The 23,522-nt window shown below is 38.6% G+C and carries 29 protein-coding genes and 1 other RNA gene; 20 read left to right on the top strand and 10 right to left on the bottom strand.

Features of this window, described 5'->3' with window-relative positions; genetic code table 11:
* Nucleotides 1-15 precede the first annotated feature (15 nt).
* Nucleotides 16-609, bottom strand: a complete 594-nt coding sequence (gene recU / locus QNI29_RS11355) for a Holliday junction resolvase RecU (RefSeq protein WP_231416603.1) — start codon at nucleotides 607-609, stop codon at nucleotides 16-18.
* A gap of 126 nt (nucleotides 610-735) precedes the next feature.
* Between recU and QNI29_RS11350 the strand changes: the two genes are divergently transcribed.
* On the top strand, nucleotides 736-1,677 hold the full coding sequence (locus tag QNI29_RS11350; protein WP_231417568.1) for a DUF2515 family protein: 942 nt from the start codon (nucleotides 736-738) through the stop codon (nucleotides 1,675-1,677).
* A 48-nt stretch (nucleotides 1,678-1,725) separates the two neighbouring features.
* On the opposite strand, the gene QNI29_RS11345 is transcribed toward QNI29_RS11350, so the two are convergent.
* The gene (locus QNI29_RS11345) at nucleotides 1,726-1,854 is read right to left on the bottom strand and encodes a hypothetical protein (RefSeq protein ID WP_255687230.1); all 129 of its coding nucleotides are present in this window, start codon (nucleotides 1,852-1,854) and stop codon (nucleotides 1,726-1,728) included.
* Nucleotides 1,855-2,026: 172 nt separating this feature from the next.
* Between QNI29_RS11345 and QNI29_RS11340 the strand changes: the two genes are divergently transcribed.
* The gene (locus QNI29_RS11340) at nucleotides 2,027-2,338 is read left to right on the top strand and encodes a hypothetical protein (protein WP_231416602.1); all 312 of its coding nucleotides are present in this window, start codon (nucleotides 2,027-2,029) and stop codon (nucleotides 2,336-2,338) included.
* A 46-nt stretch (nucleotides 2,339-2,384) separates the two neighbouring features.
* Nucleotides 2,385-2,759, top strand: a complete 375-nt coding sequence (locus tag QNI29_RS11335) for a DUF1798 family protein (RefSeq protein ID WP_231416601.1) — start codon at nucleotides 2,385-2,387, stop codon at nucleotides 2,757-2,759.
* A 27-nt stretch (nucleotides 2,760-2,786) separates the two neighbouring features.
* On the opposite strand, the gene QNI29_RS11330 is transcribed toward QNI29_RS11335, so the two are convergent.
* Entirely contained in the window at nucleotides 2,787-2,927 is a 141-nt protein-coding gene (locus QNI29_RS11330; RefSeq protein ID WP_231416599.1) for a hypothetical protein, read from the bottom strand.
* Between the two features lie 156 nt (nucleotides 2,928-3,083).
* On the opposite strand from QNI29_RS11330, the gene sigY reads away from it, so the two are divergent.
* From sigY to QNI29_RS11315, 3 genes are read left to right on the top strand one after another with little or no spacing between them, the layout of a single operon-like run.
* Nucleotides 3,084-3,593, top strand: coding sequence for an RNA polymerase sigma factor SigY (sigY, locus tag QNI29_RS11325; RefSeq protein ID WP_231416598.1), 510 nt, complete (start codon nucleotides 3,084-3,086; stop codon nucleotides 3,591-3,593).
* On the top strand, nucleotides 3,586-3,909 hold the full coding sequence (locus QNI29_RS11320) for a DUF5345 family protein (RefSeq protein WP_231416597.1): 324 nt from the start codon (nucleotides 3,586-3,588) through the stop codon (nucleotides 3,907-3,909). Before sigY ends, QNI29_RS11320 begins: the two co-directional genes overlap by 8 nt.
* The gene (locus QNI29_RS11315; RefSeq protein WP_231416595.1) at nucleotides 3,896-4,105 is read left to right on the top strand and encodes a sigma-Y antisigma factor component; all 210 of its coding nucleotides are present in this window, start codon (nucleotides 3,896-3,898) and stop codon (nucleotides 4,103-4,105) included. The genes QNI29_RS11320 and QNI29_RS11315 overlap by 14 nt, the downstream gene beginning before the upstream one ends.
* Nucleotides 4,106-4,238: 133 nt before the next feature.
* On the opposite strand, the gene QNI29_RS11310 is transcribed toward QNI29_RS11315, so the two are convergent.
* The gene (locus QNI29_RS11310; RefSeq protein WP_231416593.1) at nucleotides 4,239-7,310 is read right to left on the bottom strand and encodes an efflux RND transporter permease subunit; all 3,072 of its coding nucleotides are present in this window, start codon (nucleotides 7,308-7,310) and stop codon (nucleotides 4,239-4,241) included.
* 190 nt (nucleotides 7,311-7,500) lie between these two features.
* Between QNI29_RS11310 and QNI29_RS11305 the strand changes: the two genes are divergently transcribed.
* From QNI29_RS11305 to QNI29_RS11275, 7 genes are all read left to right on the top strand, one after another.
* Entirely contained in the window at nucleotides 7,501-7,899 is a 399-nt protein-coding gene (locus tag QNI29_RS11305; protein ID WP_231416592.1) for a cytidine deaminase, read from the top strand.
* Nucleotides 7,900-8,131: 232 nt separating this feature from the next.
* Nucleotides 8,132-8,560 (top strand): CotD family spore coat protein, encoded by a 429-nt coding sequence (locus tag QNI29_RS11300; RefSeq protein WP_284526481.1) that lies wholly within the window; start codon nucleotides 8,132-8,134, stop codon nucleotides 8,558-8,560.
* 53 nt (nucleotides 8,561-8,613) lie between these two features.
* Complete coding sequence (locus QNI29_RS11295) at nucleotides 8,614-9,180, top strand: SLOG family protein (protein WP_231416591.1); 567 nt, start codon at nucleotides 8,614-8,616, stop codon at nucleotides 9,178-9,180.
* A 69-nt stretch (nucleotides 9,181-9,249) separates the two neighbouring features.
* Nucleotides 9,250-9,576: a cell division regulator GpsB gene (gene gpsB / locus QNI29_RS11290; RefSeq protein WP_231416590.1), complete on the top strand. Its 327-nt coding sequence runs from the start codon at nucleotides 9,250-9,252 to the stop codon at nucleotides 9,574-9,576.
* Between the two features lie 110 nt (nucleotides 9,577-9,686).
* Nucleotides 9,687-10,068, top strand: an RNA gene (gene rnpB, locus QNI29_RS11285) — RNase P RNA component class B.
* Nucleotides 10,069-10,160: 92 nt separating this feature from the next.
* Nucleotides 10,161-11,303 (top strand): THUMP domain-containing class I SAM-dependent RNA methyltransferase, encoded by a 1,143-nt coding sequence (locus tag QNI29_RS11280; protein WP_231416589.1) that lies wholly within the window; start codon nucleotides 10,161-10,163, stop codon nucleotides 11,301-11,303.
* Nucleotides 11,304-11,441: 138 nt separating this feature from the next.
* Nucleotides 11,442-12,953: a carboxypeptidase M32 gene (locus QNI29_RS11275; protein ID WP_231416588.1), complete on the top strand. Its 1,512-nt coding sequence runs from the start codon at nucleotides 11,442-11,444 to the stop codon at nucleotides 12,951-12,953.
* Nucleotides 12,954-13,088: 135 nt separating this feature from the next.
* On the opposite strand, the gene QNI29_RS11270 is transcribed toward QNI29_RS11275, so the two are convergent.
* From QNI29_RS11270 to QNI29_RS11260, 3 genes are read right to left on the bottom strand one after another with little or no spacing between them, the layout of a single operon-like run.
* Entirely contained in the window at nucleotides 13,089-14,741 is a 1,653-nt protein-coding gene (locus QNI29_RS11270; protein ID WP_231416587.1) for a b(o/a)3-type cytochrome-c oxidase subunit 1, read from the bottom strand.
* Complete coding sequence (locus tag QNI29_RS11265; protein WP_231416585.1) at nucleotides 14,738-15,244, bottom strand: cytochrome c oxidase subunit II; 507 nt, start codon at nucleotides 15,242-15,244, stop codon at nucleotides 14,738-14,740. Before QNI29_RS11265 ends, QNI29_RS11270 begins: the two co-directional genes overlap by 4 nt.
* A 33-nt stretch (nucleotides 15,245-15,277) precedes the next feature.
* Nucleotides 15,278-15,430, bottom strand: coding sequence for a cytochrome c oxidase subunit 2A (locus QNI29_RS11260; protein ID WP_231416583.1), 153 nt, complete (start codon nucleotides 15,428-15,430; stop codon nucleotides 15,278-15,280).
* 343 nt (nucleotides 15,431-15,773) lie between these two features.
* On the opposite strand from QNI29_RS11260, the gene QNI29_RS11255 reads away from it, so the two are divergent.
* The 6 genes from QNI29_RS11255 (at nucleotide 15,774) to QNI29_RS11230 (ending at nucleotide 19,891) form a co-directional block, all read left to right on the top strand.
* Nucleotides 15,774-16,541 (top strand): SDR family NAD(P)-dependent oxidoreductase, encoded by a 768-nt coding sequence (locus tag QNI29_RS11255; RefSeq protein WP_231416581.1) that lies wholly within the window; start codon nucleotides 15,774-15,776, stop codon nucleotides 16,539-16,541.
* A 170-nt stretch (nucleotides 16,542-16,711) separates the two neighbouring features.
* Nucleotides 16,712-17,800 (top strand): type III polyketide synthase, encoded by a 1,089-nt coding sequence (locus QNI29_RS11250; protein WP_231416579.1) that lies wholly within the window; start codon nucleotides 16,712-16,714, stop codon nucleotides 17,798-17,800.
* A complete protein-coding gene (locus QNI29_RS11245; RefSeq protein ID WP_231416577.1) occupies nucleotides 17,797-18,309 on the top strand; it encodes an isoprenylcysteine carboxyl methyltransferase family protein in 513 nt (170 codons plus the stop codon). Before QNI29_RS11250 ends, QNI29_RS11245 begins: the two co-directional genes overlap by 4 nt.
* A 123-nt stretch (nucleotides 18,310-18,432) precedes the next feature.
* Nucleotides 18,433-18,582: a hypothetical protein gene (locus QNI29_RS11240; protein ID WP_231416576.1), complete on the top strand. Its 150-nt coding sequence runs from the start codon at nucleotides 18,433-18,435 to the stop codon at nucleotides 18,580-18,582.
* Nucleotides 18,583-18,736: 154 nt separating this feature from the next.
* Nucleotides 18,737-19,561: a sulfurtransferase gene (locus QNI29_RS11235; protein ID WP_231416575.1), complete on the top strand. Its 825-nt coding sequence runs from the start codon at nucleotides 18,737-18,739 to the stop codon at nucleotides 19,559-19,561.
* Between the two features lie 27 nt (nucleotides 19,562-19,588).
* On the top strand, nucleotides 19,589-19,891 hold the full coding sequence (locus QNI29_RS11230; protein ID WP_231416574.1) for a DUF6123 family protein: 303 nt from the start codon (nucleotides 19,589-19,591) through the stop codon (nucleotides 19,889-19,891).
* A gap of 12 nt (nucleotides 19,892-19,903) precedes the next feature.
* On the opposite strand, the gene QNI29_RS11225 is transcribed toward QNI29_RS11230, so the two are convergent.
* The 3 genes from QNI29_RS11225 to QNI29_RS11215 form a co-directional block, all read right to left on the bottom strand.
* Nucleotides 19,904-20,293 (bottom strand): ribonuclease HI family protein, encoded by a 390-nt coding sequence (locus QNI29_RS11225; RefSeq protein WP_231416573.1) that lies wholly within the window; start codon nucleotides 20,291-20,293, stop codon nucleotides 19,904-19,906.
* Between the two features lie 24 nt (nucleotides 20,294-20,317).
* Nucleotides 20,318-20,986, bottom strand: a complete 669-nt coding sequence (locus QNI29_RS11220) for a queuosine precursor transporter (protein ID WP_231416572.1) — start codon at nucleotides 20,984-20,986, stop codon at nucleotides 20,318-20,320.
* 208 nt (nucleotides 20,987-21,194) lie between these two features.
* Nucleotides 21,195-21,395 (bottom strand): cold-shock protein, encoded by a 201-nt coding sequence (locus QNI29_RS11215; RefSeq protein ID WP_036779253.1) that lies wholly within the window; start codon nucleotides 21,393-21,395, stop codon nucleotides 21,195-21,197.
* A gap of 353 nt (nucleotides 21,396-21,748) precedes the next feature.
* On the opposite strand from QNI29_RS11215, the gene QNI29_RS11210 reads away from it, so the two are divergent.
* Nucleotides 21,749-23,419 (top strand): formate--tetrahydrofolate ligase, encoded by a 1,671-nt coding sequence (locus QNI29_RS11210; RefSeq protein ID WP_231416571.1) that lies wholly within the window; start codon nucleotides 21,749-21,751, stop codon nucleotides 23,417-23,419.
* Nucleotides 23,420-23,522: the final 103 nt, after the last annotated feature.

Below are 23,522 nucleotides of genomic sequence, written 5' to 3'. Positions count from 1 at the left end.
CCATCTTCCTCCGTTCTAAAAGTATAAGTCATCCAACACCTGTAAATAATCTACGCGGATTTTGAACTTAAGTGGAATGATATACCCATGTGTTACGATCTCTTGATAGGGGATCGATTTCCTTCCCCCATCTTTTTGACGTTCCCAATAAGGGAAAAGTTTCTCTGCTGGGAGTAAATAGGTTTCTTCTAACGTAGTAAATCGAATAATTAAAAAACAAATGCCATTATGTTCACAAACTTGTTTCATATGGTCTATTTGATGCTTGTGAATATTTGCGAGTGGGAAGGATGTCTTGTTTTTAGTTTCCTTCGCTTCAAAATCAATATACCTACCCTTGTAAATTCCATTATAGTCCGTTGTTGATGCCTGTTTGAAATACGCTTCTTTGATGACAGCTGCACTTCGTTTTGGGAAATCTACATTAACAATTTGAACAGGTGTAGGTTTTTTGTGAATGACAGCCCGATTTAACGTTAAATACGCTTTATTTGTTTGATTAATGTCTTCTTCTAATGTCATGCCACGATTAGAGAAGTCCGGTTTGGATGAAGGGCGTTTCCTGTTTGAGGAAGAAACGTCGCCTTTTTTTCCGTTTGGATAATTCATGAAATGTGCCCTCCCTGTGCATGATAGTATCATATCAGAAATGATAAAAAAATGAGAACAAAAATGTGAAAAAATCCGTAAATCTCGCTTTTTACCATCTTAAAGAGAGGTGATTCTTTGAATCAAGTGACAACCCCTGCCTTTATCCGATTTATCTTAAATGAAACAAAAGAAGGGAATAAAGATAACATATCCAGGTCAAAGTGCTATCAAAATTTTTACATGGACAATAGGGAGATTCACTGGGCATTCCTTGCGAGCATGGTGTCTAGAAATGCTGGATGGAATATGACTGATTTAAACGTATACCCTATGAGAGGGCTTTTACATGAAGACGTTCGCAAGCAGTTGTTTTTAACGTTTGAAAGAGCGAATTGGCTTATTTTCTCCGATGCCTACCCTCAACTACTTCTCTATAAGAAGTCTAAAGAATGTGGGGAGCCGTTATTTCACTACTTATCCTTACTTGGCGTTTCCCGGTTCATGATTCATGAGTGGACACACTTTTGGCATAATAGAGATAAAGTACGCCTTGTAAAAGCCCTTATTATTAATGAACAAAACGTGATACAAAAGCCTATAATTCAGCACCCATTTTTTAAGAAAAAAGTTTTCCATCAAGTTCCTTATTTATCACAAGATTTTTTCCATTTAAGTGCAGTTTTATTTCCAACTACGAAAGGAAATCTATACGGTGCTTCCGTACATGACTTTACACAGCTCACTAAACGAATATCGCTTGGAAAGAAGCTATATGGATTATTGTTTCATCCTAACTTTTATCCTTTATTTCATCAATTTGCTGTACAAACAGAACCTATAGGCTCAAGGATGGAATATGAGCAATATTTTCTTATGCCTATGTCTAAGACACCCATGCTCCGAACGATGTATCCAATCATCGAACACAAGGATAATATTCGTCAAGATTGGTACATTTCAGGGCGTTCTGTGAAGAAAAAGTGGTGGAAAGAAGAGCACTATAAGATGGGGGCAGATGTTAGTCATCGCTTTTATGCGAAGAAATACGCCCTGTTAGCATATCAGCAGTTAAAGCACCCGCAATAAGAAAAGAGCACCCAAGTAGAGGATGCTCTTTCTTTTTGACGTATTTTATTAAGTAGCTGGACGATTTTCACCGTCTAGTTTTGGGTTGCCGTCACCTTTAAAGTTTTCATTGCGTTGTTTTGGTTCACCATTTTTTAAAGGTTTTTGTGCTTGAGTATTGCGTCCTTTTTTACCCATGCTATCCCTCCTCGACAATAGTTTGTGCGGGATGCTCAAAAACATACGAATGAGGGGGGATTTTGGCGAAAGTCACTTTCTTTGTAGCTTTTCTTCTACTTTTGTCAGACAGAAAGGGATCTTTCTGTGAAAAGAGAATGTCTATATAAACATTCCTTGAGGAGGGTGCCACATGGCGGTAGCGGCTAAGAAAATTGAAATGTTTCAAAAAGGAGTATCAAAGTTTGAATTTGAACAAAATTGGGTTGAACTAATGGACCGTATCGAAATGGTGGACGAGAAGGTTTCGAGAAAAGCTGATGAGGTTGTAATGACAATGGTATTGGCCCATCGTCACGAAATTGAAGATCTTCAGTCTGAATTATATCGTCTGCAAGGTGAAGTAAAGAAACTTCAAAAGGAACAAAAAGGCTCATTATCCGTTCAAAGTGAAACTGGACAAGTTTCTAAACCGGGAAGTTTTTGGCGCCGAATTTTCAAGTGATTGTTGCTCCTTTTCATGTTAGAGTGGATAGGGGAGTGAGACAAAAGTGAATTCGCAATTATTGAAAGATATTTTAAAAATAAAAGAAGAACTTGAAAAACTAAAAGAACAGTTTTTACAATCTGAAAAGCCTGCTCAGAAAAAGGATCGTGCCTTATTTGAACGCGTGAAGACTGAGACATCGCCTCTGTTTAACTTAAATGAACAGTGGGCAACTAAGGCTGAACAATACTTAAAGGAACATCCAGGTGGTGCTGTTCATCCATTACAATTAAAAAATACTCGAGAAAATATAGAACTTGTTATTCTTCACAGTTACTACATTGATGTACCGAAAAAACGTTTCATGGAATTATACAATTCCATTCATTATGTATTAGATCAACTAGTTGAGGGACTAAGAAAAGAAAGCACCGAATAATCGGTGCTCTCTAAAGAGAAGGTGAAGCTATTCTTTAATGGCTCCACCTTTTTTTGTGTGCATATCCATTGCCTTGTCTTCGCCTACTTCCGCGAAACGTTTCGCTGTAAGAGGCTTTTCGTTCTCATGATTCTGGCGTTTTACTTTATAACCTTTACCTCGTCCCATCTTTGTTAACCTCCCTTCGTATTTCATACTTTATTATTTCTAAGGGAACGATGAACTATGCTAGAGGTGTGCAGATCAGAATAAAAAATAAAATCTAATTGAACGAATGAACCGGGGTACACGTTTCATCTATGAAGGGCGAAAAGGGGAGTGGTTATGGACGAAGATATTCTAAGAAAAATAAAGAACAAAGATCAACAAGCCCTCACACAACTATTACAAGATCATTATCAATTTCTTTATAAATATACGGTTCAGTTGACGGGAAATCCTGAAGATGCGAAGGACGTTACTCAAGAAACAATGGTGAAAGTAATCCGGTCGATTCACACTTATGAAAAGAAAGCCAAATTTTCAACTTGGCTCATTCGAATTGCTACGAACGTTTTCTTGGATATGAAGCGTAAGGAAAAAAGAAGAGAACACTATAAGAATGAACGACATGAGGAGGCCTGCTACCAACACAAAGGTATAGAATGGTCCGATACGTTAGAGGTTCTTTCTTCTCTTGAAGATGGTTATCGCATTCCTATTCTGTTAAAGCATTTATATGGTTACGAATATAAAGAAATCGGGAAGATAATGGGGCTAAAGGGTGGCACCGTTAAGTCTAGAGTACATTATGGCATTGAGATCCTCAGAAAGGAGTTGCAAGAAGATGACTAAGAATAGGGAGGGTTCTACTTTTCAACACAGATTGATCCATGAACTCCACGAATATCATGAATCCATAGAAGTGGAGGAGCCTGAGTTTGATCACCTCTTGCATCTTGTGCAAACAGAACAAGAAAAATGGCAGGAACGTATTTGGATAGAGTTGATGTTATTATGGGGGATCTCTGCATTTATTTTAACTTTACTTGCTCTGACATATGTTTATACTCCTCTTATATTTGGCTTATTTCAAGTCGCTGCTATTACCGGCCTTGCTATTTATTTTTATAAAGAAAAAGTAAAGGAGATGCGATATGACCCAAGTTGAACCAACAGAAGTTCCGGTCTTCATGTGGTGTTTAATCGTTCTTCTATTAGTGAGTCAAAGTACGTTTTTGTTCATTCAGGCAAAAAAAATCCATAAGACGCCTTGGTTTTGGGCGATCGTTGGACTTATTCAAGTTCCTATGCCAACTGTTGCTTTTTATTTAATGAAGAAATTGATTTGGGAGAAGAAAAGGTGAGAACTTGATTAATATGATTACGAGCATATCATACAATGCATAGGATGATTGGGGTATTTATCCATATATATAAAGGCACAGAGACCCTTCATGTCTCTGTGCCTTTTCTTACGTTTTTATTTTTCATTTTAATTTAAGATAGTGACTTTTTGCCATTTCGAATTCTGTACAGAATGAGATAAAACGCTGGTAGTAAAAGAAGTGTCAAAATGGTAGAGAATGCAAGACCCGCTACAATGGATACTGCCAGAGGTCTGAATAACACATCTCCACTTACGATAATTGGCACTAAGGCTGCGATTGATGTAAGCGTAGTTAAAATAATCGGACGTATACGAGCTCTACCTGCCTCAATGACAGCAGTGATGATAGACTCTGACGCACGGTAGTTCTGTTCAATGAATTCAATAAGAATGACAGAGTTACGCACTACAATTCCTGATAACGACACAATACCAAGAACAGCCAGGAAGCTCAGTGGCTGATTAGAAATAAAGAGGCCGATAATGGCTCCTGTAATCGCCAAGAACACAGTACTTGTAATCAGTAGTGGCATAAGCAATGAATTGAACTGAATGGCGATCACTAAATAGATTAAGAATAAGATGATCACAAACAGTTTAGATACTTCAATGAAGAATTCCTGCTGAGCATTTGCCTGCCCGCTTGTTGTAAAGGAATAGCCATTAGGCAATGTTTCCTCAAAGTCTGAGACAATTTGATTGGCGTCCTTTTGGAAATCATTTGAACCTTCTTCACCGTAAGCCTTTAAAGTGAGCGTTCTTTCTCCATCCAAATGAGGAATACTTCCGATTTGTTCGGTCTTTTCTTCGGAGATTAATTCATCTAAAGAAACAATTTCTGGTGCTCCATTTTGGTTCGCGGAAGGAGCGGCAATTTGTAAATTACTTAAATTAACTCCTGCTTCATCTCCATCATCTAACAGCACTTTCATAAAATATTTCTCCACTCCGTTGTCGAAAGTGGTTAACGGAATACCGGCACTAGCTGCTTGAATTTGGGAAGATATTTGATCTACGGATAAATTCAAATCTGCCATTTTCTCACGGTCAAGATTATATTCAATATAAGGTTGCTGATCATTCATGTTTAATGTAACGAGTTCAGCTCCATCAAGATCATTAATCTTTCCTTTCAGTTCATTTGATAAACTGAGCAGCTCTTCAATCTCTTCACCCTGAATCTTTACTTCAACAGGTGGACTAGGAGGAGGACCTGAAACAATCGTTTCTAAGAATATCTCAGCATCAGGATATTCCTCGCGTAACGGTTGTTCCCACTCGTTAATAAAACTTGATGCACTTGTTTGACTCTTGTCGACCCTTACTAAGATTTGCCCTGTGTATTCACCGCTTTGTTGTAATCCTGAACTAAATAGATTTGGCATACCGCTTCCAGCGAATACAGCTGTTTCATCAATTTTATTGCTTTTTTCTTGAATGAACTGTTCCATATCATTTAACTGTTCCTGAGTATTATCTAAAGTGGTTTCTTGAGGGTATGTTACCGATATTGTAACTTCCTGTCGATCTGCTTCAGGGAAAAACTCGAATGGAATACGAGTTACGAGTAAGGCTAGGAGGACACATACAAGAAGTCCTGAAAAACCAATGATGAATGGTCGTTTAGTTACTCGTGGAAGAATCCGATTTGCATACGTATCCTCTATACCATTAAATAAGGAGCCTAAAAGTCCCACCTTTTTTGGAGGTTTTTCTTGGTCTTTTCGCTTCCTTCGAATATATTGAACCGTCGGAATAAGTGTTAACGCCATAATAGTTGACGCAATAATGGTTGTAATAAGAGTGGTTGGTAAGGCTCTGATGAAATCTCCGTTTGAACCAGATATGAATGTTAATGGGAAGAAACTAAATATGATCATAAGAGTAGAAGTTATAATTGATACCCTTACTTCTTTCACCCCTTGAATAGTTCCTTGCCACGCACTATCCCCGAGTTGAAATCTCCGTTGGATATTATCATTTACCACAATCGCATCATCAACTAATATACCGATTGCAATAATTATCCCAATAATCGAAATTTGATTTAAGTCTACTCCAACATAAGGGAGTGGAATTAAACCAATTATAACGGAAATTGGAATTGAAATTGACACAAGTATCGCGGATGATACTGGTAATCCAAACAACATAATGATTAATACAGCGACTACAGAAATAGCAAAAGATGTCACGAGGCTTGTAAATACCTCTTCAATAATCGTGCTTTGTGTATAAAAACGATCCACATCTATGTTTGAAGGTAGATCATCGGATAAGAGATTTACTTCTTTAGTAATCTTATCTTGTAAGGCTGATATATTTTGACCTTCATTCGCCAAAATTGTTAGAGAAAGGGAAGGTTTCTCCTTATACGTAATAAGGTCTTCGGTTTCTTTTAAATTAAGAGAGATCGAGCCTACATCACTTAAAAACAGAGGGTCTCCATTACGCTTCTTACCTACTGATAAGGATTCTAGTTCTTTCCAATCCTCTGTCTTATTTAATAGAAGTTGATATTGCTCTCCGTTTTCTTCAGTTGTACCAATAGCGCCTGGAGAAAGCTCCTGGCTTAACGTTTGTGTAATTTGGAATGGAGATAATCCTTGATCGTTAAGGGCTTCTGAATCAAGTTCAACGAGTAATTGTTGCTCTGGTAGCCCTTTTACTTGAACCTGATCCACCCCTGCAATTCCTTCTAATGATTCCTTCCAGCTCTGAACAGAGCCACGAATGTCATAAAGTTCGTTGAAATCTTCAGCAGTCAGGTGGTAGGACGCCACAGCTGACATACGGAAATCGGTTTGAACACTAGGGTCCTGTACATTATCGGGGAATGTCCTCGATACATCAGATACAGTTTGGCGTATCTTTGAAAATACGGTTTGTCGGTTAGCGTCACCGGTTAAAGTGAGAGTAACAGATGAAAATCCAGTTGAAGAAACTGATTCGACACTATCAATTCCAGCTATATCCTCTACACCATCCTCAAAAGGATTAGTAATGGTGCTTTCTACCTCTTTTGGGGTGGCACCAGGGTAAACAGTAGAAATGGTAGCAATGTTTACATTGATCTCAGGTATCTCCCTTTTTGGCAACTGTACATATGTAAAGATGCCTGTAAATACTAATAAAAGTATAAATATCCATACAATCTTACGATATTTTAGTATCCAGTTCATACATTTCCTCCTCATTCTTTTGTCTTAATATATATTACAATATTAACATATGCGACCTCATCCTGTAGGTCAATTGTGAATCGGCTCATTCATGATTTATTTCATGGAAACGCTTTACACCTCGAGGAATATCTCATATAATGATTATCCATTTATCAATTCTTCACACTAGAAAGGGCTGTCGTTTCAGATGAATACAGAACAATTAATTGAACGCGCAAAAGAAGTGAGAAATAAAGCTTATGTGCCATATTCTAAGTTCCCAGTAGGTGCTGCCATTCGAATGAAATCAGGGAAAGTATATGAGGGTTGTAATATTGAGAATGCTGCTTACCCTGTAACGTGTTGTGCTGAACGTGTAGCTATTTTCAAAGCTATTTCAGAAGGGGAAACAGAGTTTGAGGAGCTTGTTGTGGTAGCAGATACCAACAGACCTGTACCACCATGTGGATCTTGTCGCCAAGTCATCAGCGAGTTCTTTACACAGGACACCAATGTTCATACAACAAACTTGGATGGGGAAGTTAAAACGCTAACTGTAGGTGAATTATTACCTTATTCATTTAATCAAGATGACCTAACTAAATAATGGCTCACAAGGAGAGGTTCTTTTTAGAGAACACTCTCCTTTTTAGTATGGTGAGGGTCTATATTAACTGAACTTATGAAAGCTGTGGTTAAATAGGTCAGAAGTAAGGTTTGAAAATTTAGGCTTGTTTATAAAGAGTGTTTAGACAGAATTAGGTATCTGTCATAGTACATGTCTCTCCTTTTTGACATAGGTTATTAGTGAACCTAAGATAAAGAAAGGAGAAATGATTATGCATCACAAGAAAATGTGTCATCCTTGCCAACCTTCAATGGTGAGTCCGGCAAAAACGAATGTTTTTCCTACAAAGCAGTGTGTGAAACACAACTTTTATCAACAAGAGGTAAATAACGTTTATCCAACCCACACAACGAACGTAAATCATGTGAATACAGTCAACAAAAACTTCTTCCCTCAAACTCAGTCAGATGTATTCGAATTTACGGAGCAAAGTGTTAATATGGGTCCAACTTCTCCAACGGGTCCTCAGGGGCCTGGTGGTCAAGTAATGGGCGCTTCAACAGGTCCAATGGGTCAACAAGGACCTGGTGGTCAAGTAATGGGTGCTTCTACTGGGCCGATGGGTCCTGGTATGCAAGGGCCTGGTATGGGTCCAGGTATGGGAATGGGTCCTAAAGGGCCTGGCTGCTGGAGAGATTAATGATCAAATGAGCTGGTTTTCCAGCTCATTCTACATATTAAAGGAGTTGTAGTATGAGAGTGTTGACCGTAACAGGCTATAAACCTATGGAGATGGGGATATTCAAGGTAGATGATCCTAATATTGCCTTTGTTAAGGAAACCTTACGGCGAAGGTTAATCCCTCTGATTGAGGATGGAATTGAGTGGGTTCTGGTCTCTGGACAAATGGGGGTCGAACTCTGGGTATGTGATGTTTTATTTACATTAAAAGAAGAGTATAATGTGCATGTGGGGATATTTCCACCTTTTAATAACCAGGAACAAAGGTGGCCAGAACCACAGCAAGAAGAGTATCGTGTTTTATGTGATCAAGCTGATCATTTTCAACCCCTTTATAACAAAGATTATGAGGGTCCCTATCAGTTTAGAGCCAAAGATCAATGGATGTTAGATAAAAGTGATGGATGTATGATTTTATACGATGAAGAAACAGGCGGAAGTCCGGGATATTTTTTAGAAAAAGCGAAAAACTATCAACAAGATCATGATTACCCAATTTATTATGTAACTCCTTTTGACATTGACGATACTGTACGTGAAATGCAAATGGAAGACCCGAATTACTGGAATCCTTCTTAAAGATTAAATTGACATACATGGTATCATCTGCAAGAATTATGATAAGTGTATAAATCTGAGGTGAGAGAGATGGGTTTAGATCGTATTCAATTGTCAGGAAAAGAAATATTGGATAAAGATTTTAAAACAGGTATACGTGGGTATAATCAAGATGAGGTAGATCAATTCTTAGACGTTATTATCCAAGATTATGAAGCTTTTCATCAGGAGATTGAACGGTTAAAACAAGAAAATGCAAAGCTGAAAAAGCAAGGGGATGTTCCTAAACAACGTGTACGTTCCTCTGAATCAGCACCTGCACAAACAAGACAGACAGGCCAGGTTAACTATGATGTATTGCAACGGTTATCAAACTTAGAAAAGGCTGTTTTTGGGAAGAAGTATGCAGACTCATAGGAATTGGAAAAATATACTTGATGAAGTTCGCAATATTTCATGGTATACTAATTGCAGAAACAGATTGACGTAATGATTAAATCATATTAAGATAATTGAGCGGTTGATGAATGCTTGGGTAATCGCTGCATGACTAATCATGTAGAGGAAAGTCCATGCTCGCACAAGCTGAGATGCTTGTAGTGATCGTGCTTGACGAAACCATAAGTCAAGGTAGTGTTCACACTAACGGCAGGGAAAACACCTACGTCATTAAGATATGGTGTAACTACTTTGAAAGTGCCACAGTGACGAAGTTTGATTGGAAACAATCAAAGTGGAACGAGGTAAACCCCACGAGCGAGCAACCCAAAATTAGGTAGGGGCACTCTTCTGAGGAAATTCAACCAATACGAAGAGACAAGCTTTAAGCTTGTAGATAGATGATTACCACCTTATGTACGAGGTTGACCACCGATTGTAGTACAAAGGTACAGAACATGGCTTACAAAGCATTCATCAGGTCATTCATGTTTATCACAAAACCCTTTCTAAAGCTCGAGCTTAGAAAGGGTTTTTTTATTACGATAAAGGAGTGCTTACGCATGCCGAAACCCAAAAAAATAACGCTGATCGCCACTACTGCGATGGGACTAGAGTCCATTGTTGCTAAAGAAGTAAAGGCGCTAGGCTATGAAGATGTTACAGTAGAAAACGGCCGTGTTCGTTACGAAGCGGATGTAGCTGCTATACCAAGAAGTAACCTATGGTTACGCAGTGCAGATCGTGTGAAATTAGTAATTGGAGAATTTGAAGCGAAAACATTCGATAATTTATTTGAACAAACGAAAGCTCTTCCATGGGAAGATTACATTCCAGAAGATGGATCTGTACCAGTGATTGGTAAATCAGTCAAATCAACCTTATACTCAGTAAGAGATTGTCAGTCAATAGTGAAGAAAGCGATCGTTGAGAGAATGAGGAAAATGTATGGTCTTGCTTCCCGCATTGAGGAATCCGGACCTGAGCATAAAGTCGAGATTGCCATTCATAAAGATCAGGCTCTTCTTACGTTGGATACAAGTGGAGCAGGTCTGCATAAACGGGGTTACAGAACCGGACAGGGTGAAGCTCCACTGAAAGAAACTATGGCTGCTGCATTAGTTCAATTAACGAATTGGCATCCAAATGAGCCTTTTGTCGATCCATTCTGTGGCTCAGGAACCATTCCAATTGAAGCAGCATTAATCGGTCAAAACATCGCACCAGGTTTTAACAGAGAATTTGCCTCGGAATCTTGGGATTTTATCCCCTATAGTCTTTGGGAAAAAGCGTTTAATGAAGCAGAAGAAGCAGCCAATTATGATCAAGAGTTAAACATTACCGGTTTAGACGTTGATGGACGAATGATTGAAACGGCTAAAGCGAATGCTATTGAAGCAGGTCTTGGTGATTTAATTTCGTGGAAACAAATGCAGGTAAAAGATTTCAAACCAAAAGAAAAGAATGGGTACGTTGTTGGGAACCCTCCTTATGGAGAGCGATTAGGGGACAAAGAAGAAGTGGAACAGATGTACAAAGACTTCGGTGTGATTATGCGTGATCATCCTTCTTGGAGTGTTTATGTCATCACATCAAATGAGAAATTCGAGAAACTATATGGTCTTCCTGCCACAAAGAGACGTAAGTTGTATAACGGTTACATTAAAATTGATTATTATCAGTACTTCGGAAAGAAAGAAAGATAAGTATATTTATGTCAGGCTACGCTTAAAAAAGCAAGCCTGGCTTTTTTTAGTAGAGGAGCGTATTTGTTGAAGTTTACTGAATTATTAGTATAATTGTAGGAGATCTACGTTTAGGAAACGGGGAAGAGGAGGAAGGAAATGAGCACAGTACAAACAGAATTACAACCAACTGAGCAACAATTTATGGACTATGTTAAAGAAATTGCCCAATTAGGTGAAGCAATAGGACTGATGGGGTGGGATTTACGTACATACGCACCGAAGAAGGGTGTAGAAGGACGATCAGAGGTCATCGCCACTCTCTCATCAAAAATCCATGAAATGCAAACCTCAGATAAAATGAAAGAGTATATCGATTCTTTAAAAGGCCAAACGGCAAATGATATTGTACAAAAGTCAGTAGAAGAATGTGAGAAGAACTACAATCAAGCAAGAAAGATCCCAACCGACGAATATAAGGAATATGTAGCTTTGCAATCGAAAGCTGAATCAGTCTGGGAAGAAGCTAAAGACAAAAATGATTTCGAGATGTTTAAGCCATATTTAGAAAAAATTGTTGAATTTAACAAGCGATTTGCTGAGTATTGGGGCTATGAAAAACATATTTACAATGCACTGTTAGACAATTTTGAACCTGGAGTTACCGTTGATGTTCTTGATGAAGTATTTCCAGCTGTTCGAAAATCGTTAACTGATTTACTTCAAAAGGTCCAGCAATCAAGTGTAGAAGTGGATGCCTCTGTATTACAAGGTCATTTTCCAAAGGAAAAGCAGCAGGCTTTCAGTCTAGAAATATTAAAGCGTATGGGATATGATTTTGATGCAGGGCGCCTTGATGAGACGGTACACCCATTTGCTACAGGCCTTAATCAGGGAGATGTTCGCGTTACGACGAAATATGACGAAAAAGATTTCCGTACAGCTGTATTTGGTACCATCCATGAAGGTGGTCATGCTTTGTATGAACAAAATATAAGTTCTGAACTGGCCTACACAGCGCTTCAGGGTGGTACATCTATGGGGATCCATGAGTCTCAATCTTTATTCTGGGAGAACTTTGTCTCAAGAACGAAAGCTTTTTGGGAAAATCATTATGACTTATTCCTTGAATATGCACCGGAATCTTTTAAAAATGTTAACTTTGAAGATTTCTTTGCCGCAGTGAACGAGGTTAAGGCTTCATTTATACGGATTGAAGCGGATGAACTAACATATTGTCTTCATATTATGATTCGTTATGAACTTGAGAAAGCTTTAATTAGTGGGGAGATTGAAGTTTCTGATCTTCCTGAACTCTGGAATGACAAGATGGAAGAATACCTAGGTGTTCGACCAACAAGTAATAAAGTTGGGGTACTTCAAGATGTTCATTGGGCAGGGGGCATGTTTGGTTACTTCCCTTCATATGCTTTAGGTTATATGTACGCAGCTCAGTTCCATAACACAATGAAGGATGAAATTGATGTAGAGGGCTCGATTCAAAAAGGTGACTTTACGGTTATTAAGAATTGGCTTACTGAAAATATTCATCAGTACGGTAAAATGAAAAAACCATTAGAGATTCTAGAAGATGTAACGGGTGAAAAGTTAAACGCTGATCATTTAGTTCAGCATCTGTCTGATAAATATAGTAAAGTTTATAATTTCTAATATCTAGCTTTTAATAAAGTTACGTGTGGTTTAGGGTTGATAAACATTTTAAATAATCTAGTGTGACTGGGGAAAATAATGAACCACTCACGCCTAATAAAAAACGGAGGCCTGTGATGGGCCTCCGTTTTTTAATTAGGAATTTCCGATTAATCCTTTAAAGGTTGGTGATCCTGGCGGTGAGTTCTGGATGATATCAATGAAAGGAATTGTATAAGCAAAAGCAATCAGTACGACTGCTATTCCGATCCATAAACGCCAGTTCTCGAAAATCATAGGAGTAGGTTCAGCACCTTCAGCTGTTTCGGCAATAGGGAATTCTTCTACACCTTTAGGAGCGAAGAATGTCATGTAAATAAAGGTGTAAATCATAATGATGATTCCGATAAACAGAATAGTGCCTCCGATCGCTTGACCGTATTGATAACCTATCCATTCTGTAACCTGCTCACTACCGTTATACTCAGAGAAAGCGGAGCGGCGAGGTGCTCCAAGCAAACCTGCAATATGCATAGAACCAGACATGAAAAACATTCCCACTGCCCAAACAATGGTTTGAATAATACCCAACCGGTTCGTTTTTTCATCTAATGTTCTTCCTGTGAGCACAGGAACGAGCCAGTATGAAATACCGAAGAATGTAAGGATAACCGTGGTGGCTAAGGTTAAATGAAAATGACCGGTGACCCAAATCGTATTGTGCACAACAAGGTTTAATTGATTCGAAGCATTGACTAGTCCGCCAGCTCCAGCTGGGATAAAAGCGATCATTCCAATCATTGGAGCAAAGAAGCGAACATCTTTCCAAGGGAGTGCTTTAAACCAACCAAAAAGCGTTGTGAATCCTTTGGCTCTACCTGCTGTTTCAAACGTAGCAAACATACTAAAAGCAGTAAGTAAAGAAGGGATAGCGACAGCGAATGTCAACACTACTTGTATATATTTCCAAAAAGGATCAATACCAGGTTCTAGTAATTGGTGGTGAAATCCTACAGGAATTGAGAACAACAAGAATAAGATGAATGCTAATCGAGCTAAACCGTCACTAAAAATTTTCCCACCGATAATTTTAGGGATGATGCCGTACCAGGCCATATATGCTGGTAATAACCAGAAGTAAACTAATGGGTGACCGAAATACCAAAACAATGTACGACTTAATAGGATATTTATGTCATCTACAATACCTAGTGACCATGGGATAAACTGAATAAGAACAGTTGCTGCAACCCCGATGGTACTGATGAACCAGATTAACATATTAATTACGACCATAAAGGCCAATAGAGGAGATTTTGCTCCTTTATTTGCTTTTTTCCAAGCATACAGTTGATGAAAGTTAACAAAACAAGCAATCCAAGTACCTACTATTACAAGAGTGAGTCCAATATAAAAGATAGGGTGTGCTGCAAGCGGAGCATAAAATGTATATAAGACACTCGCCTTACCCAGAAGGATCATTGTAGCAGCTGCAATTGTTCCGACGACCATGACCCAGAAGGCAATCCAAGCCCAAGCTCTTTCTTTATTACTCATACCGACTGTTTTGCTCATTAAAGAAAATTGGAAACCTATAATAAAGAATGTGGTTAAAACAAGAGCTAAAATAACTCCGTGTACAGTAAGGATTTGGTAATAATCAATTCCGAAGGGTAAAGTGAACTTTCCGGTTCTGACTAAGGTTTGTAATAAACCCATCAAGCCCCCGATTAGAAGAGAAATAAAAGCGACCCACATATGAGCCATGGAAAGTTTTGAATCTTTTTTTGTTAATTGATTTGCGATCATTCGTCATACACCTCCACAGTAGCGGTCATATAATGATGACCGGTTCCACAATATTCATTACATACGAATGTATAAGTACCTGGTTTGTTAAAGGTGGTTTCTACTGTATTGATATAACCAGGTTCTAGCATCATGTTTGCATTTGTTCCAGCTAGTTCAAACCCGTGAACGACATCCTTACTTGTGCCTTGGAACATAACTTCGGATCCAGTTGGGATGCGAATCGTACGGACGACGTTTCCTTCTTCGTCTGTTCCAAAATCATAATTAAAGGCTGAAGCAATTACGTTTACCACGTATTGGTGATCATCTAGCTTTTGTAAACCTAAATTTTCTGTTTTAAATGAGTCGTGAGCTTCTACATTTTGAGGATCAATGGTTGTTAAACAACTAGGAGGCTTTGTACCTTGATAAAAAGCTCCTACTCCTAACATAATTAAAAAGATTAATAATGCTCCTCCTCCAATCAACATCCACATCTTTTCGTATTTGTGTAAATGCATTTTGTTTCCCCCCTTAAACTAGTTAATGTAGCCTTACCGGTTGACGAAGATCCCCCAAACACTAAACCAAGTAACAACTAAGAACGCACCTACAAATAAGACTGCGATAAAAGTACCTTTTAGATCGGATTCCTCAGTTTGTGTTTTCGTTTGTGTATTTGGGTTGTTCAATTGAGTTTTGGCCATTTCTCATTCACTCCTTCCAATTTCCTCCTGATTACTTTTACAGTTTTATCATACTGTATTTTTTTCATTTAGAAACAAGGGAGCGGGGCATTTCACAAATAGTTCAAAACTCTTAAAAAAACCACTTATATCAGCAAGTTTGGCTAAGTTTGTCAATTGTATGGCAGCGATTTCATGAACAATCAGTGACAAAATGACTAGATGATCATGTTTATAAGGCTAAATGGTGATTCGTATTTTAAAATGAACTTTCCTTTTCCACTACGATGGTAGTGGAAAATGGCGTATCTACTTTTGGAAATGTTATACTAATGTGCAGTTATTTAAGAAAGGGAGAGGATTTATGTTTTTGCCAAATTTCCATCTTGAAGGTAAGCTTGCAGCCGTAACAGGAGCAACAAAAGGAATCGGGTATGCGATCGCGATTGCCTATGCTGAAGCGGGTGCAGATCTTATTGTCATTTCTAGAACAGAAGAAGATGTACATAGAGTTTGTCGCGAAATTGAACAATTGGGCAGGAAGGCCTATCCAATTATAGGGAATGTGCAGGATTATAAGGACATTATTAAACAAGTGAAAGAAACTACTCCCTATCAAGACATTCATATCTGGGTCAATAATGCAGGGGTGAACATCCGGAGTGAAGCTTTCGCGGTTACAGAATCAGAATGGGACCAAATCATCCAGACCAACATGAAGAGCGCTTTTTTCCTTGCACAGTTCGCAGGAGAGCAAATGAAAGAAAGAGGAGAAGGTAAAATTGTAAATGTATCCTCTGTTGCAGGCCATGTAGCGCTCCGTACTGGGGTGGTTTATGGGATGACAAAGGCTGCCTTGATTCAAATGACTAAGACACTATCATTAGAGTGGGGGAAGCACAACATCCATGTTAATGCCATTGGCCCTTGGTATTTCCCGACAGCACTAACGGAGAAGCTTCTCGAAGATGAACAATATGTTAAAGAAATTAAAGAGCGTACTCCAATGAGAAGGATTGGTGAGTTAAAAGAACTCGCAGGAGCTGCCGTGTTTTTAGCTTCAGAAGGAAGTAACTATATGACTGGTCAAACCCTGTTTGTAGACGGAGGTATGAGCATTTACGGGTTTTAAATGATAATGTGAAGCGCTAAGAGATGTATCTCTTAGCGCTTTTTTGTCTATGAAATATCCACCTTCATTTGATCATTAAGCAAAGTTTAATTAAGAAGGAAAAGCCACATAAAAAGCGAGTAAATATACGAGCAGGAGGCATGCTAAAAGAAAAATGGAAGAGGGATAATATGGCATGGATCACATCGGTGGGTGTTAGCATTCCGGAATATGAAATTGCACAACGAGATATACAGTCCTTTGTGAAAGAAGTTTTTCCACGTTCTGAACGGGAGATTACCAGACTTTTACCTGTATTTGAAAACGCTGCGGTTGATAAGAGACAATTTGTAGTCCCTAAAGAATGGTTTGGACAACCACATACTTTCCAAGAGCGAAATGAACTGTATGAGGAGAAAGCATTGTCTTATTCCCTAGAAGCTATTGATGATTGCTTAAAAAATAAAACTTTTTTACAAGAGCCAGTCCCCTATGAAGCAATTGACTATATCATTTACGTATCAAGTACCGGGGTTGCCACACCAACCATTGATGCTCGTATAATGAATGAGCGTGAATTTAGAGAAGATGTAAAGCGAGTTCCTTTATGGGGGTTAGGTTGTGCTGGGGGAGGGGCAGGACTTGCGCGAGCTATGGATTTTGCCCACCTCTATCCAGAATCCAATATTTTAGTGGTCTGTGTGGAATTATGTGGTTTGACTTTTCAAAAGAATGATCGAAGAAAAAGTAATTTCATAGGTACTGCGCTATTTGGAGATGGTATCGCTGCTGCATTAGTCGTTGGTGAAAAATCACCTTATGCGTCTAATCGAATCTCTACAGCGCCTCAAATGAATCAATCAAGTTCTAAATTAAAAAAGCACGCTTTGGATGTAATGGGATGGAACGTCAACGAAGATGGCTTTCAAGTCGTATTTGCTAAAAGCATCCCAGTTCTAGTTGAAACTTTTTGGAAAGGCCATGTTGAACAGTTTTTAAGTACAATCCATAAGAAAGAAAGTGATCTCTCCTTCTTTGTTGCTCATCCAGGTGGACAAAAAGTATTGCAAGCGTATCAGGAAGTTTTAAATAGCTCAGAGAAAAAGTTCAGTCACTCATATGAAGTCTTAAAGCAGCATGGAAATATGTCTTCTGCGACCGTCATTCATGTGCTGAAGCGTTGGATGGAAGAATTTCCAAAAGAAGGTACAGCTAGTATTCTGGCTGCATTAGGGCCTGGGTTTAGCTCAGAATTAGTCAGTTTGGAGTGGTTAAAATGAGCGGATGGTTTGTCGTATTATTCGTATTTATCATTGCACAACGACTTATTGAGGTTGCTGTTGCGAAGCGGAATGAAAAGTGGATGTTGCGAAATGGTGCAGTAGAAGTCGCTAGTGATCATTACAAATGGATTGTGGCTGTACATGTTTTATTTTTTGTATCAGTTGGATTAGAAGCGTATGGTAAGGATTTAGTATTATCTGATTGGAAAGGGTTTTTGTTGGGGGCGTTTTTTGTAACGCAGGGATTACGAATCTGGTGTTTAACATCCCTTGGTAGGTTCTGGAACACAAAGATTATTATTTTACCTGGGTCACAGTTAGTAGCAAGAGGTCCCTACAAATGGATGAAGCATCCAAATTACGTAGTAGTTGGTTTGGAATTTATCATTATTCCGCTCCTTTTTAACGCCTATATGTCTGCGGTTTTATTCCCGTTGCTCCATTTAGGTTTAATGAAAATTCGGATTCCTCACGAAGAAAGGGCTCTCACCAAACTTTCAGAATGATTGAAAATATTTCTCATTCTCATTGAAAACTTTTCTAAAGATTGCTATAATCTATTTAGAAATGAAAATCATTATCACTGGAAGTGAGGGGCTAAGATGGTTTTTCTAATAATGGGGATTGTAGTGATTTATTCAATACTAATGGTTGGCATTCTGGCCAAACTTCGTGATGAAAAAGCGTTATACTTAGTTGATTTAATTAAAGGAAAACATACATTACGTTCTGCTGAAGCAAAACAAAGAAAATACGAAGATATACTATCAGCCAGGTAAAGTGCCTGGCTTTTTTATTGTCTCCAATTATTCATAAGGAAAAGTTGAGGCAGCTATATGTTGAGCTAGTGATGATATTTAGATCACATCGTTTTCAAGTGTTATAATAATTTGTATACTATACATATTGAACAAGATAAAAGGAGGGAGATAATTGAATAGTATTTGTTCTATCCATTGGGTAAAGGAACAATCTGCTTCCATACGTTTTGTGGACTGTCGTTTTCACCTCCAGCACCCACAAAAGGGGAAGCAAGAATATGAGCATAGTCATATTCCTAGTGCTATTTATATGGATCTTGAAAAAGATTTGAGTAGTCCCATTCAAGACACAGGGGGGCGACATCCCTTACCGAGTTTAATTGACTTTCAAACTGTTATTCAAAACGCAGGACTTAAGCAGAACGATATAATTGTGGCTTATGATGACCAAAACCACGCCATGGCGTCACGATTCATCTGGATGATGAAATACATGGGTCATAAGCATTCGTATGTATTAAACGGGGGTTGGAATGCCTGGTTAGAAACTGGAATGGAAGTATCCAGAGAAGTGCCAAATTATCCAGTGTCGTCCTTTGAAAGAAACGTTCAAAGAGATATGATAGCTGATCAGGAGTATGTAACGAAGCATATGCATGAACCTAACACCATTATCTTGGACTCCAGGAGCTATGCACGCTATGCGGGGATTGAAGAACCAATAGATAAGAAAGCAGGACACATCCCGTCTGCCCTCAATTCAGAATGGACCAATATTATGAAACCAAATGGAAAGTGGAAATCTAAAGACGAATTGATTGCTCATTTCTCTCAATTTGGAGACCCTGAGAAATGGATCGTTTACTGTGGTTCTGGTGTAACTGCTGTACCAAACGTATTAGCTTTGTATGAAGCTGGATTTCAAGATGTTCACCTTTACGTAGGAAGTTGGAGTGATTGGATAACAAATAGTAATAATCCAATTGAGGCCTGTTAATTAGAATATACATAAAGGATGTAGTACATGCCGCTATCGAAATCGCTTGGGTATTTTATAGAAGATCTTTGGTCAAAAGGTTTTCGATTATCAGATCAAGATATTCACTTTATATATTTCGGCAAAAATTATACAAACTCTGAAGATTGGCTCGTCATCTTTGCTTTAACGGTTACCATTCAGTTTCAAATGAAATTTGATGGAAGTTTTTTTATCGGAGTTTTGGAGTTTTTACATGAAAACCATCCTCGATCAAAGCGAGAAGCTTGGAAGCTAATAGAACAAAAAGGCTTGAATAAAAGGAAAACCCCGCACTCTATCAGCAGATAGGAGTGCGGGGTTTTAGTTTTCGTGTATAGCGGCACGTGCAAGCTCATCCGCTCGCTTATTCTGTTTCTCAGGAATCCATTTTATAAAGAATAAAGGAAATTGACTTCCAAGCTGTTCAGCTTCACGTAATAGTGGCAAGAAACGCTCTTGCTTTGTTTTAGAGTGCTCAATGCAATCAACCACAAGCTTTGAATCAGAACGGACACTAATTATCTCTTCAGGAAACTGTTTAAGGCATATTTCTAAAGCTTTAATGAGCGCTGTGAATTCTGCTTCATGATTAGAGGTTAAGCCAATCGGAAGTGAGTAAGCGTAATGATCTTTACCATTTTTAATGAAGATACCTACACCGCTTGGTCCAGGATCTCCTTTTGAAGCCCCGTCCACGTATACTTCAAGCATAAAAGTCCCTCCATTTCAGAATGACTATTTATGAAATCGCTTTGCGATATAAAGAAAAGGCGTATCGAGCATAGCGACTACAAATTTAATGACATAGGTGGTAGTAAAGATCTCAACCCAAATATTAGTCGGTACCTCTCCTAAGAAAGCAATTAAGGTAAATACTAATGAATCAAGTAGTTGGCTGATCATCGTACTACCATTATTTCGTACCCAAAGAAAACGGTCGTCTGAGAACATACTTTTTAATTTAGAATAAATGAAAACGTCAATATATTGACTGACAATGTATGCGACCAGACTCCCTGCGGCCACCCGTGGTAATAAACCAAAGATGGTTTCTAAAGCTGCCTGAACCTCGCCTCCAACTGGAGTAAACCACTTGACCGCTATTTGCATCATAACCGTCATACTAATAAGCGTGAAAAAACCTAACCATACTGCTTTTTTCGCTTCCTCTTTTCCATACTTCTCATTTAATATATCTGTAGCTAAGAAAACTGTCCCATAAATAATATTACCTAAGGTAGCGGTCAAACCAAACATTTCTATTGTTTTTGTAACCTGAATGTTTGCTACAACAGTAGCCATTCCAATCCAAACAAATAGGCCTTGTTTACCGAATCCCTTATAGATCAGTGTAAGCATGGAAAAATTAATGATAGCAAAAACAATCCATAATAATTCGTTCATATCTTCAATCCTTTCTAGTTTTGATCTCGCAGGAAGTTTCGAACTGCGCTATGCACAACGGTAAACAATTATACGGGTTGTAGAACCGTTTTTCAATATAGGAAGGTGTATCCATTACCAGTTATGGTCTGCGCCTTTTGGATTTTTACCCATAAAAAAGCGACAACTCGTATGAGTTGTCGCTATATTTCATGCGTTTTTGGTTAATTTAGTTTTTTACAACGTTAGCAGCTTGAGGGCCACGGTCGCCTTCTACGATTTCGAAAGAAACGCTTTGACCTTCTTCAAGTGTTTTGAAACCTTCTTCTTGGATTGCAGAGAAGTGTACGAATACATCGTTTCCACCTTCTACTTGGATGAAACCATAACCTTTTTCTGCGTTAAACCATTTTACTGTACCGTTTTGCATTGTAAAATCCTCCTAAAACATTCACGTTTAAACGTGAGACGTGATAATACAAAGTTGATGTAAGAAATACATAAAAAAGGGTAACTCCAGTAGAAATGTAGGATCATCAAATCCCGACCACTTCTATTGAAGTTACCTCGTCTTTCATGATTCCACATCTTCTTTGCTTAGGTCTAATATAGCTTATATTTATAAAGGAAGTCAAGGAGTAATAAGAATTTTTAAAACAAATTGTATTTTCTCAATTCGTTTACCAACTAATTGAATGCTTTCCTTTATTAGAATACCCGTTCTTTGCATTTTTAGTACCATTTCATCTAAACTATAAAAGTATTTACGAAAGGAGTATTATAATGAAAAAAGATATAGAAATTGCGCAAGAAGCTACTATGAAACCAATCGAAGACATCACAAATCAATTAGATCTGGATTACGAAGACTGGGAGCCATATGGTCGATATAAAGCCAAGTTATCAGAATCTCTATTACATAAATTATCCGATCGAAAAGATGGAAAGGTAGTCCTTGTGACAGCGATAAACCCTACACCCGCCGGGGAAGGTAAATCGACTGTTACTGTGGGACTAGGTCAAGCAATGAATCAGTTAAACAAAAGGACTGTTATTGCACTAAGAGAGCCATCTCTTGGGCCGACAATGGGTTTAAAGGGAGGGGCAGCAGGTGGCGGCTACTCCCAAGTATTGCCGATGGAAGATATTAATTTACACTTTACGGGAGACATTCACGCAATTACGAGTGCTAACAATGCGCTGTCAGCCTTTATCGATAATCATATTCACCGAGGGAACGAATTGAACATCGATCCTAGAAAGATTGGTTGGAAGAGAGTTCTTGACCTAAATGATCGAGCATTACGGGAAGTTGTTGTCGGTTTAGGAGGGCCTTTAAAAGGAGTTCCGAGGGAAGATGGATTCAATATTAGTGTAGCTTCAGAAATCATGGCTATTTTATGTCTTGCTTCTGATTTGGAAGATTTGAAGAACCGTTTGGCTCGAATTGTATTTGGTTACACCTATGAAGACAAGCCTGTTACGGTACAACAGCTAGGAATGGAAGGAGCATTAACGCTACTTCTTAAAGAAGCCATTAAACCAAATCTTGTGCAAACTATCGAGAATACGCCTGCTATTGTCCATGGGGGACCTTTTGCAAACATTGCCCACGGTTGTAATAGTGTTATGGCTACTACAATTGCTTCTAAACTAGGTGAATACGTTATCACAGAAGCCGGTTTTGGTGCTGATTTGGGAGCAGAGAAGTTCCTTAATATCAAAACACGAGCTGGGGACTTCACGCCGGATGCGGTCGTTATAGTCGCTACTGTTCGAGCTTTGAAAATGCATGGTGGTGTTCCAAAAGAGGGATTAGGAGAAGAGAATGTTAACGCACTACAAGAGGGAATGTCTAATTTAAAAAAACATATGGAAACGATTGAATCCTTTGGTCTTCCTTTTGTGGTCGCCATTAATCGTTTTCCAACTGATACAGAAGAAGAATTAAATTTTGTAGAGAAGTGGTGTGAAGAGCAGAACGTTCGGGTAGCTCTTACTGAAGTTCATGCTAAAGGTGGCACAGGTGGTCTCGATCTTGCTCGGGCTGTCATGGATACTGTTGATAAGGAGGCTCGTTCCTTCACTTATACGTATGAACTTGAAGATCCGATTGATGAGAAGGTGAGGAAAATTGCCCGGACTGTTTACGGGGCTAAAGATGTCGAGTTTTCCAACCAGGCGAAGAAACAAATGAAATTGTATGATCAGTTGGGTTGGGGGAACCTACCGATCTGTATGGCTAAAACGCAGTATTCTCTTTCTGATGACCCTGCATTACTTGGTCGGCCATCTGACTTTACCATTACCATCAGGGAATTCAGTCCTTCTATTGGAGCGGGCTTTATAGTGGCTCTAACAGGAGATGTTATGACGATGCCTGGTTTACCTAAAGAACCGGCCGCTCTAAAGATGGATGTTGATGCGTCTGGAAAAGCAAAAGGGTTATTTTAATACCCATAATAGAACAACTTCCTGAGATTGTCCCTATACGGGGCAATCTCTTTTCCTTTACAGCTTAAAGAGCCCTTCGTAAAATGAAAATAGAATAGGAGTG

Origin of the sequence: Pontibacillus chungwhensis, assembly GCF_030166655.1 — a bacterium.
Taxonomy (GTDB): Bacteria; Bacillota; Bacilli; order Bacillales; family BH030062; genus Pontibacillus.
This window is presented reverse-complemented; position numbering and strand designations above follow the sequence as displayed.

What these genes read in the sequence shown, in the direction of transcription:
- recU (WP_231416603.1), bottom strand. Translation starts at nt 609, where the DNA reads ATGAATTATCCAAACGGAAAAAAAGGCGACGTTTCTTCCTCAAACAGG.
- QNI29_RS11345 (WP_255687230.1), bottom strand. Translation starts at nt 1,854, where the DNA reads ATGGGTAAAAAAGGACGCAATACTCAAGCACAAAAACCTTTAAAAAAT.
- QNI29_RS11340 (WP_231416602.1), top strand. Translation starts at nt 2,027, where the DNA reads ATGGCGGTAGCGGCTAAGAAAATTGAAATGTTTCAAAAAGGAGTATCA.
- QNI29_RS11330 (WP_231416599.1), bottom strand. Translation starts at nt 2,927, where the DNA reads ATGGGACGAGGTAAAGGTTATAAAGTAAAACGCCAGAATCATGAGAAC.
- sigY (WP_231416598.1), top strand. Translation starts at nt 3,084, where the DNA reads ATGGACGAAGATATTCTAAGAAAAATAAAGAACAAAGATCAACAAGCC.
- QNI29_RS11320 (WP_231416597.1), top strand. Translation starts at nt 3,586, where the DNA reads ATGACTAAGAATAGGGAGGGTTCTACTTTTCAACACAGATTGATCCAT.
- QNI29_RS11315 (WP_231416595.1), top strand. Translation starts at nt 3,896, where the DNA reads ATGACCCAAGTTGAACCAACAGAAGTTCCGGTCTTCATGTGGTGTTTA.
- QNI29_RS11310 (WP_231416593.1), bottom strand. Translation starts at nt 7,310, where the DNA reads ATGAACTGGATACTAAAATATCGTAAGATTGTATGGATATTTATACTT.
- QNI29_RS11305 (WP_231416592.1), top strand. Translation starts at nt 7,501, where the DNA reads ATGAATACAGAACAATTAATTGAACGCGCAAAAGAAGTGAGAAATAAA.
- QNI29_RS11300 (WP_284526481.1), top strand. Translation starts at nt 8,132, where the DNA reads ATGCATCACAAGAAAATGTGTCATCCTTGCCAACCTTCAATGGTGAGT.
- QNI29_RS11295 (WP_231416591.1), top strand. Translation starts at nt 8,614, where the DNA reads ATGAGAGTGTTGACCGTAACAGGCTATAAACCTATGGAGATGGGGATA.
- gpsB (WP_231416590.1), top strand. Translation starts at nt 9,250, where the DNA reads ATGGGTTTAGATCGTATTCAATTGTCAGGAAAAGAAATATTGGATAAA.
- QNI29_RS11280 (WP_231416589.1), top strand. Translation starts at nt 10,161, where the DNA reads ATGCCGAAACCCAAAAAAATAACGCTGATCGCCACTACTGCGATGGGA.
- QNI29_RS11275 (WP_231416588.1), top strand. Translation starts at nt 11,442, where the DNA reads ATGAGCACAGTACAAACAGAATTACAACCAACTGAGCAACAATTTATG.
- QNI29_RS11270 (WP_231416587.1), bottom strand. Translation starts at nt 14,741, where the DNA reads ATGATCGCAAATCAATTAACAAAAAAAGATTCAAAACTTTCCATGGCT.
- QNI29_RS11265 (WP_231416585.1), bottom strand. Translation starts at nt 15,244, where the DNA reads ATGCATTTACACAAATACGAAAAGATGTGGATGTTGATTGGAGGAGGA.
- QNI29_RS11260 (WP_231416583.1), bottom strand. Translation starts at nt 15,430, where the DNA reads ATGGCCAAAACTCAATTGAACAACCCAAATACACAAACGAAAACACAA.
- QNI29_RS11255 (WP_231416581.1), top strand. Translation starts at nt 15,774, where the DNA reads ATGTTTTTGCCAAATTTCCATCTTGAAGGTAAGCTTGCAGCCGTAACA.
- QNI29_RS11250 (WP_231416579.1), top strand. Translation starts at nt 16,712, where the DNA reads ATGGCATGGATCACATCGGTGGGTGTTAGCATTCCGGAATATGAAATT.
- QNI29_RS11245 (WP_231416577.1), top strand. Translation starts at nt 17,797, where the DNA reads ATGAGCGGATGGTTTGTCGTATTATTCGTATTTATCATTGCACAACGA.
- QNI29_RS11230 (WP_231416574.1), top strand. Translation starts at nt 19,589, where the DNA reads ATGCCGCTATCGAAATCGCTTGGGTATTTTATAGAAGATCTTTGGTCA.
- QNI29_RS11225 (WP_231416573.1), bottom strand. Translation starts at nt 20,293, where the DNA reads ATGCTTGAAGTATACGTGGACGGGGCTTCAAAAGGAGATCCTGGACCA.
- QNI29_RS11220 (WP_231416572.1), bottom strand. Translation starts at nt 20,986, where the DNA reads ATGAACGAATTATTATGGATTGTTTTTGCTATCATTAATTTTTCCATG.
- QNI29_RS11215 (WP_036779253.1), bottom strand. Translation starts at nt 21,395, where the DNA reads ATGCAAAACGGTACAGTAAAATGGTTTAACGCAGAAAAAGGTTATGGT.
- QNI29_RS11210 (WP_231416571.1), top strand. Translation starts at nt 21,749, where the DNA reads ATGAAAAAAGATATAGAAATTGCGCAAGAAGCTACTATGAAACCAATC.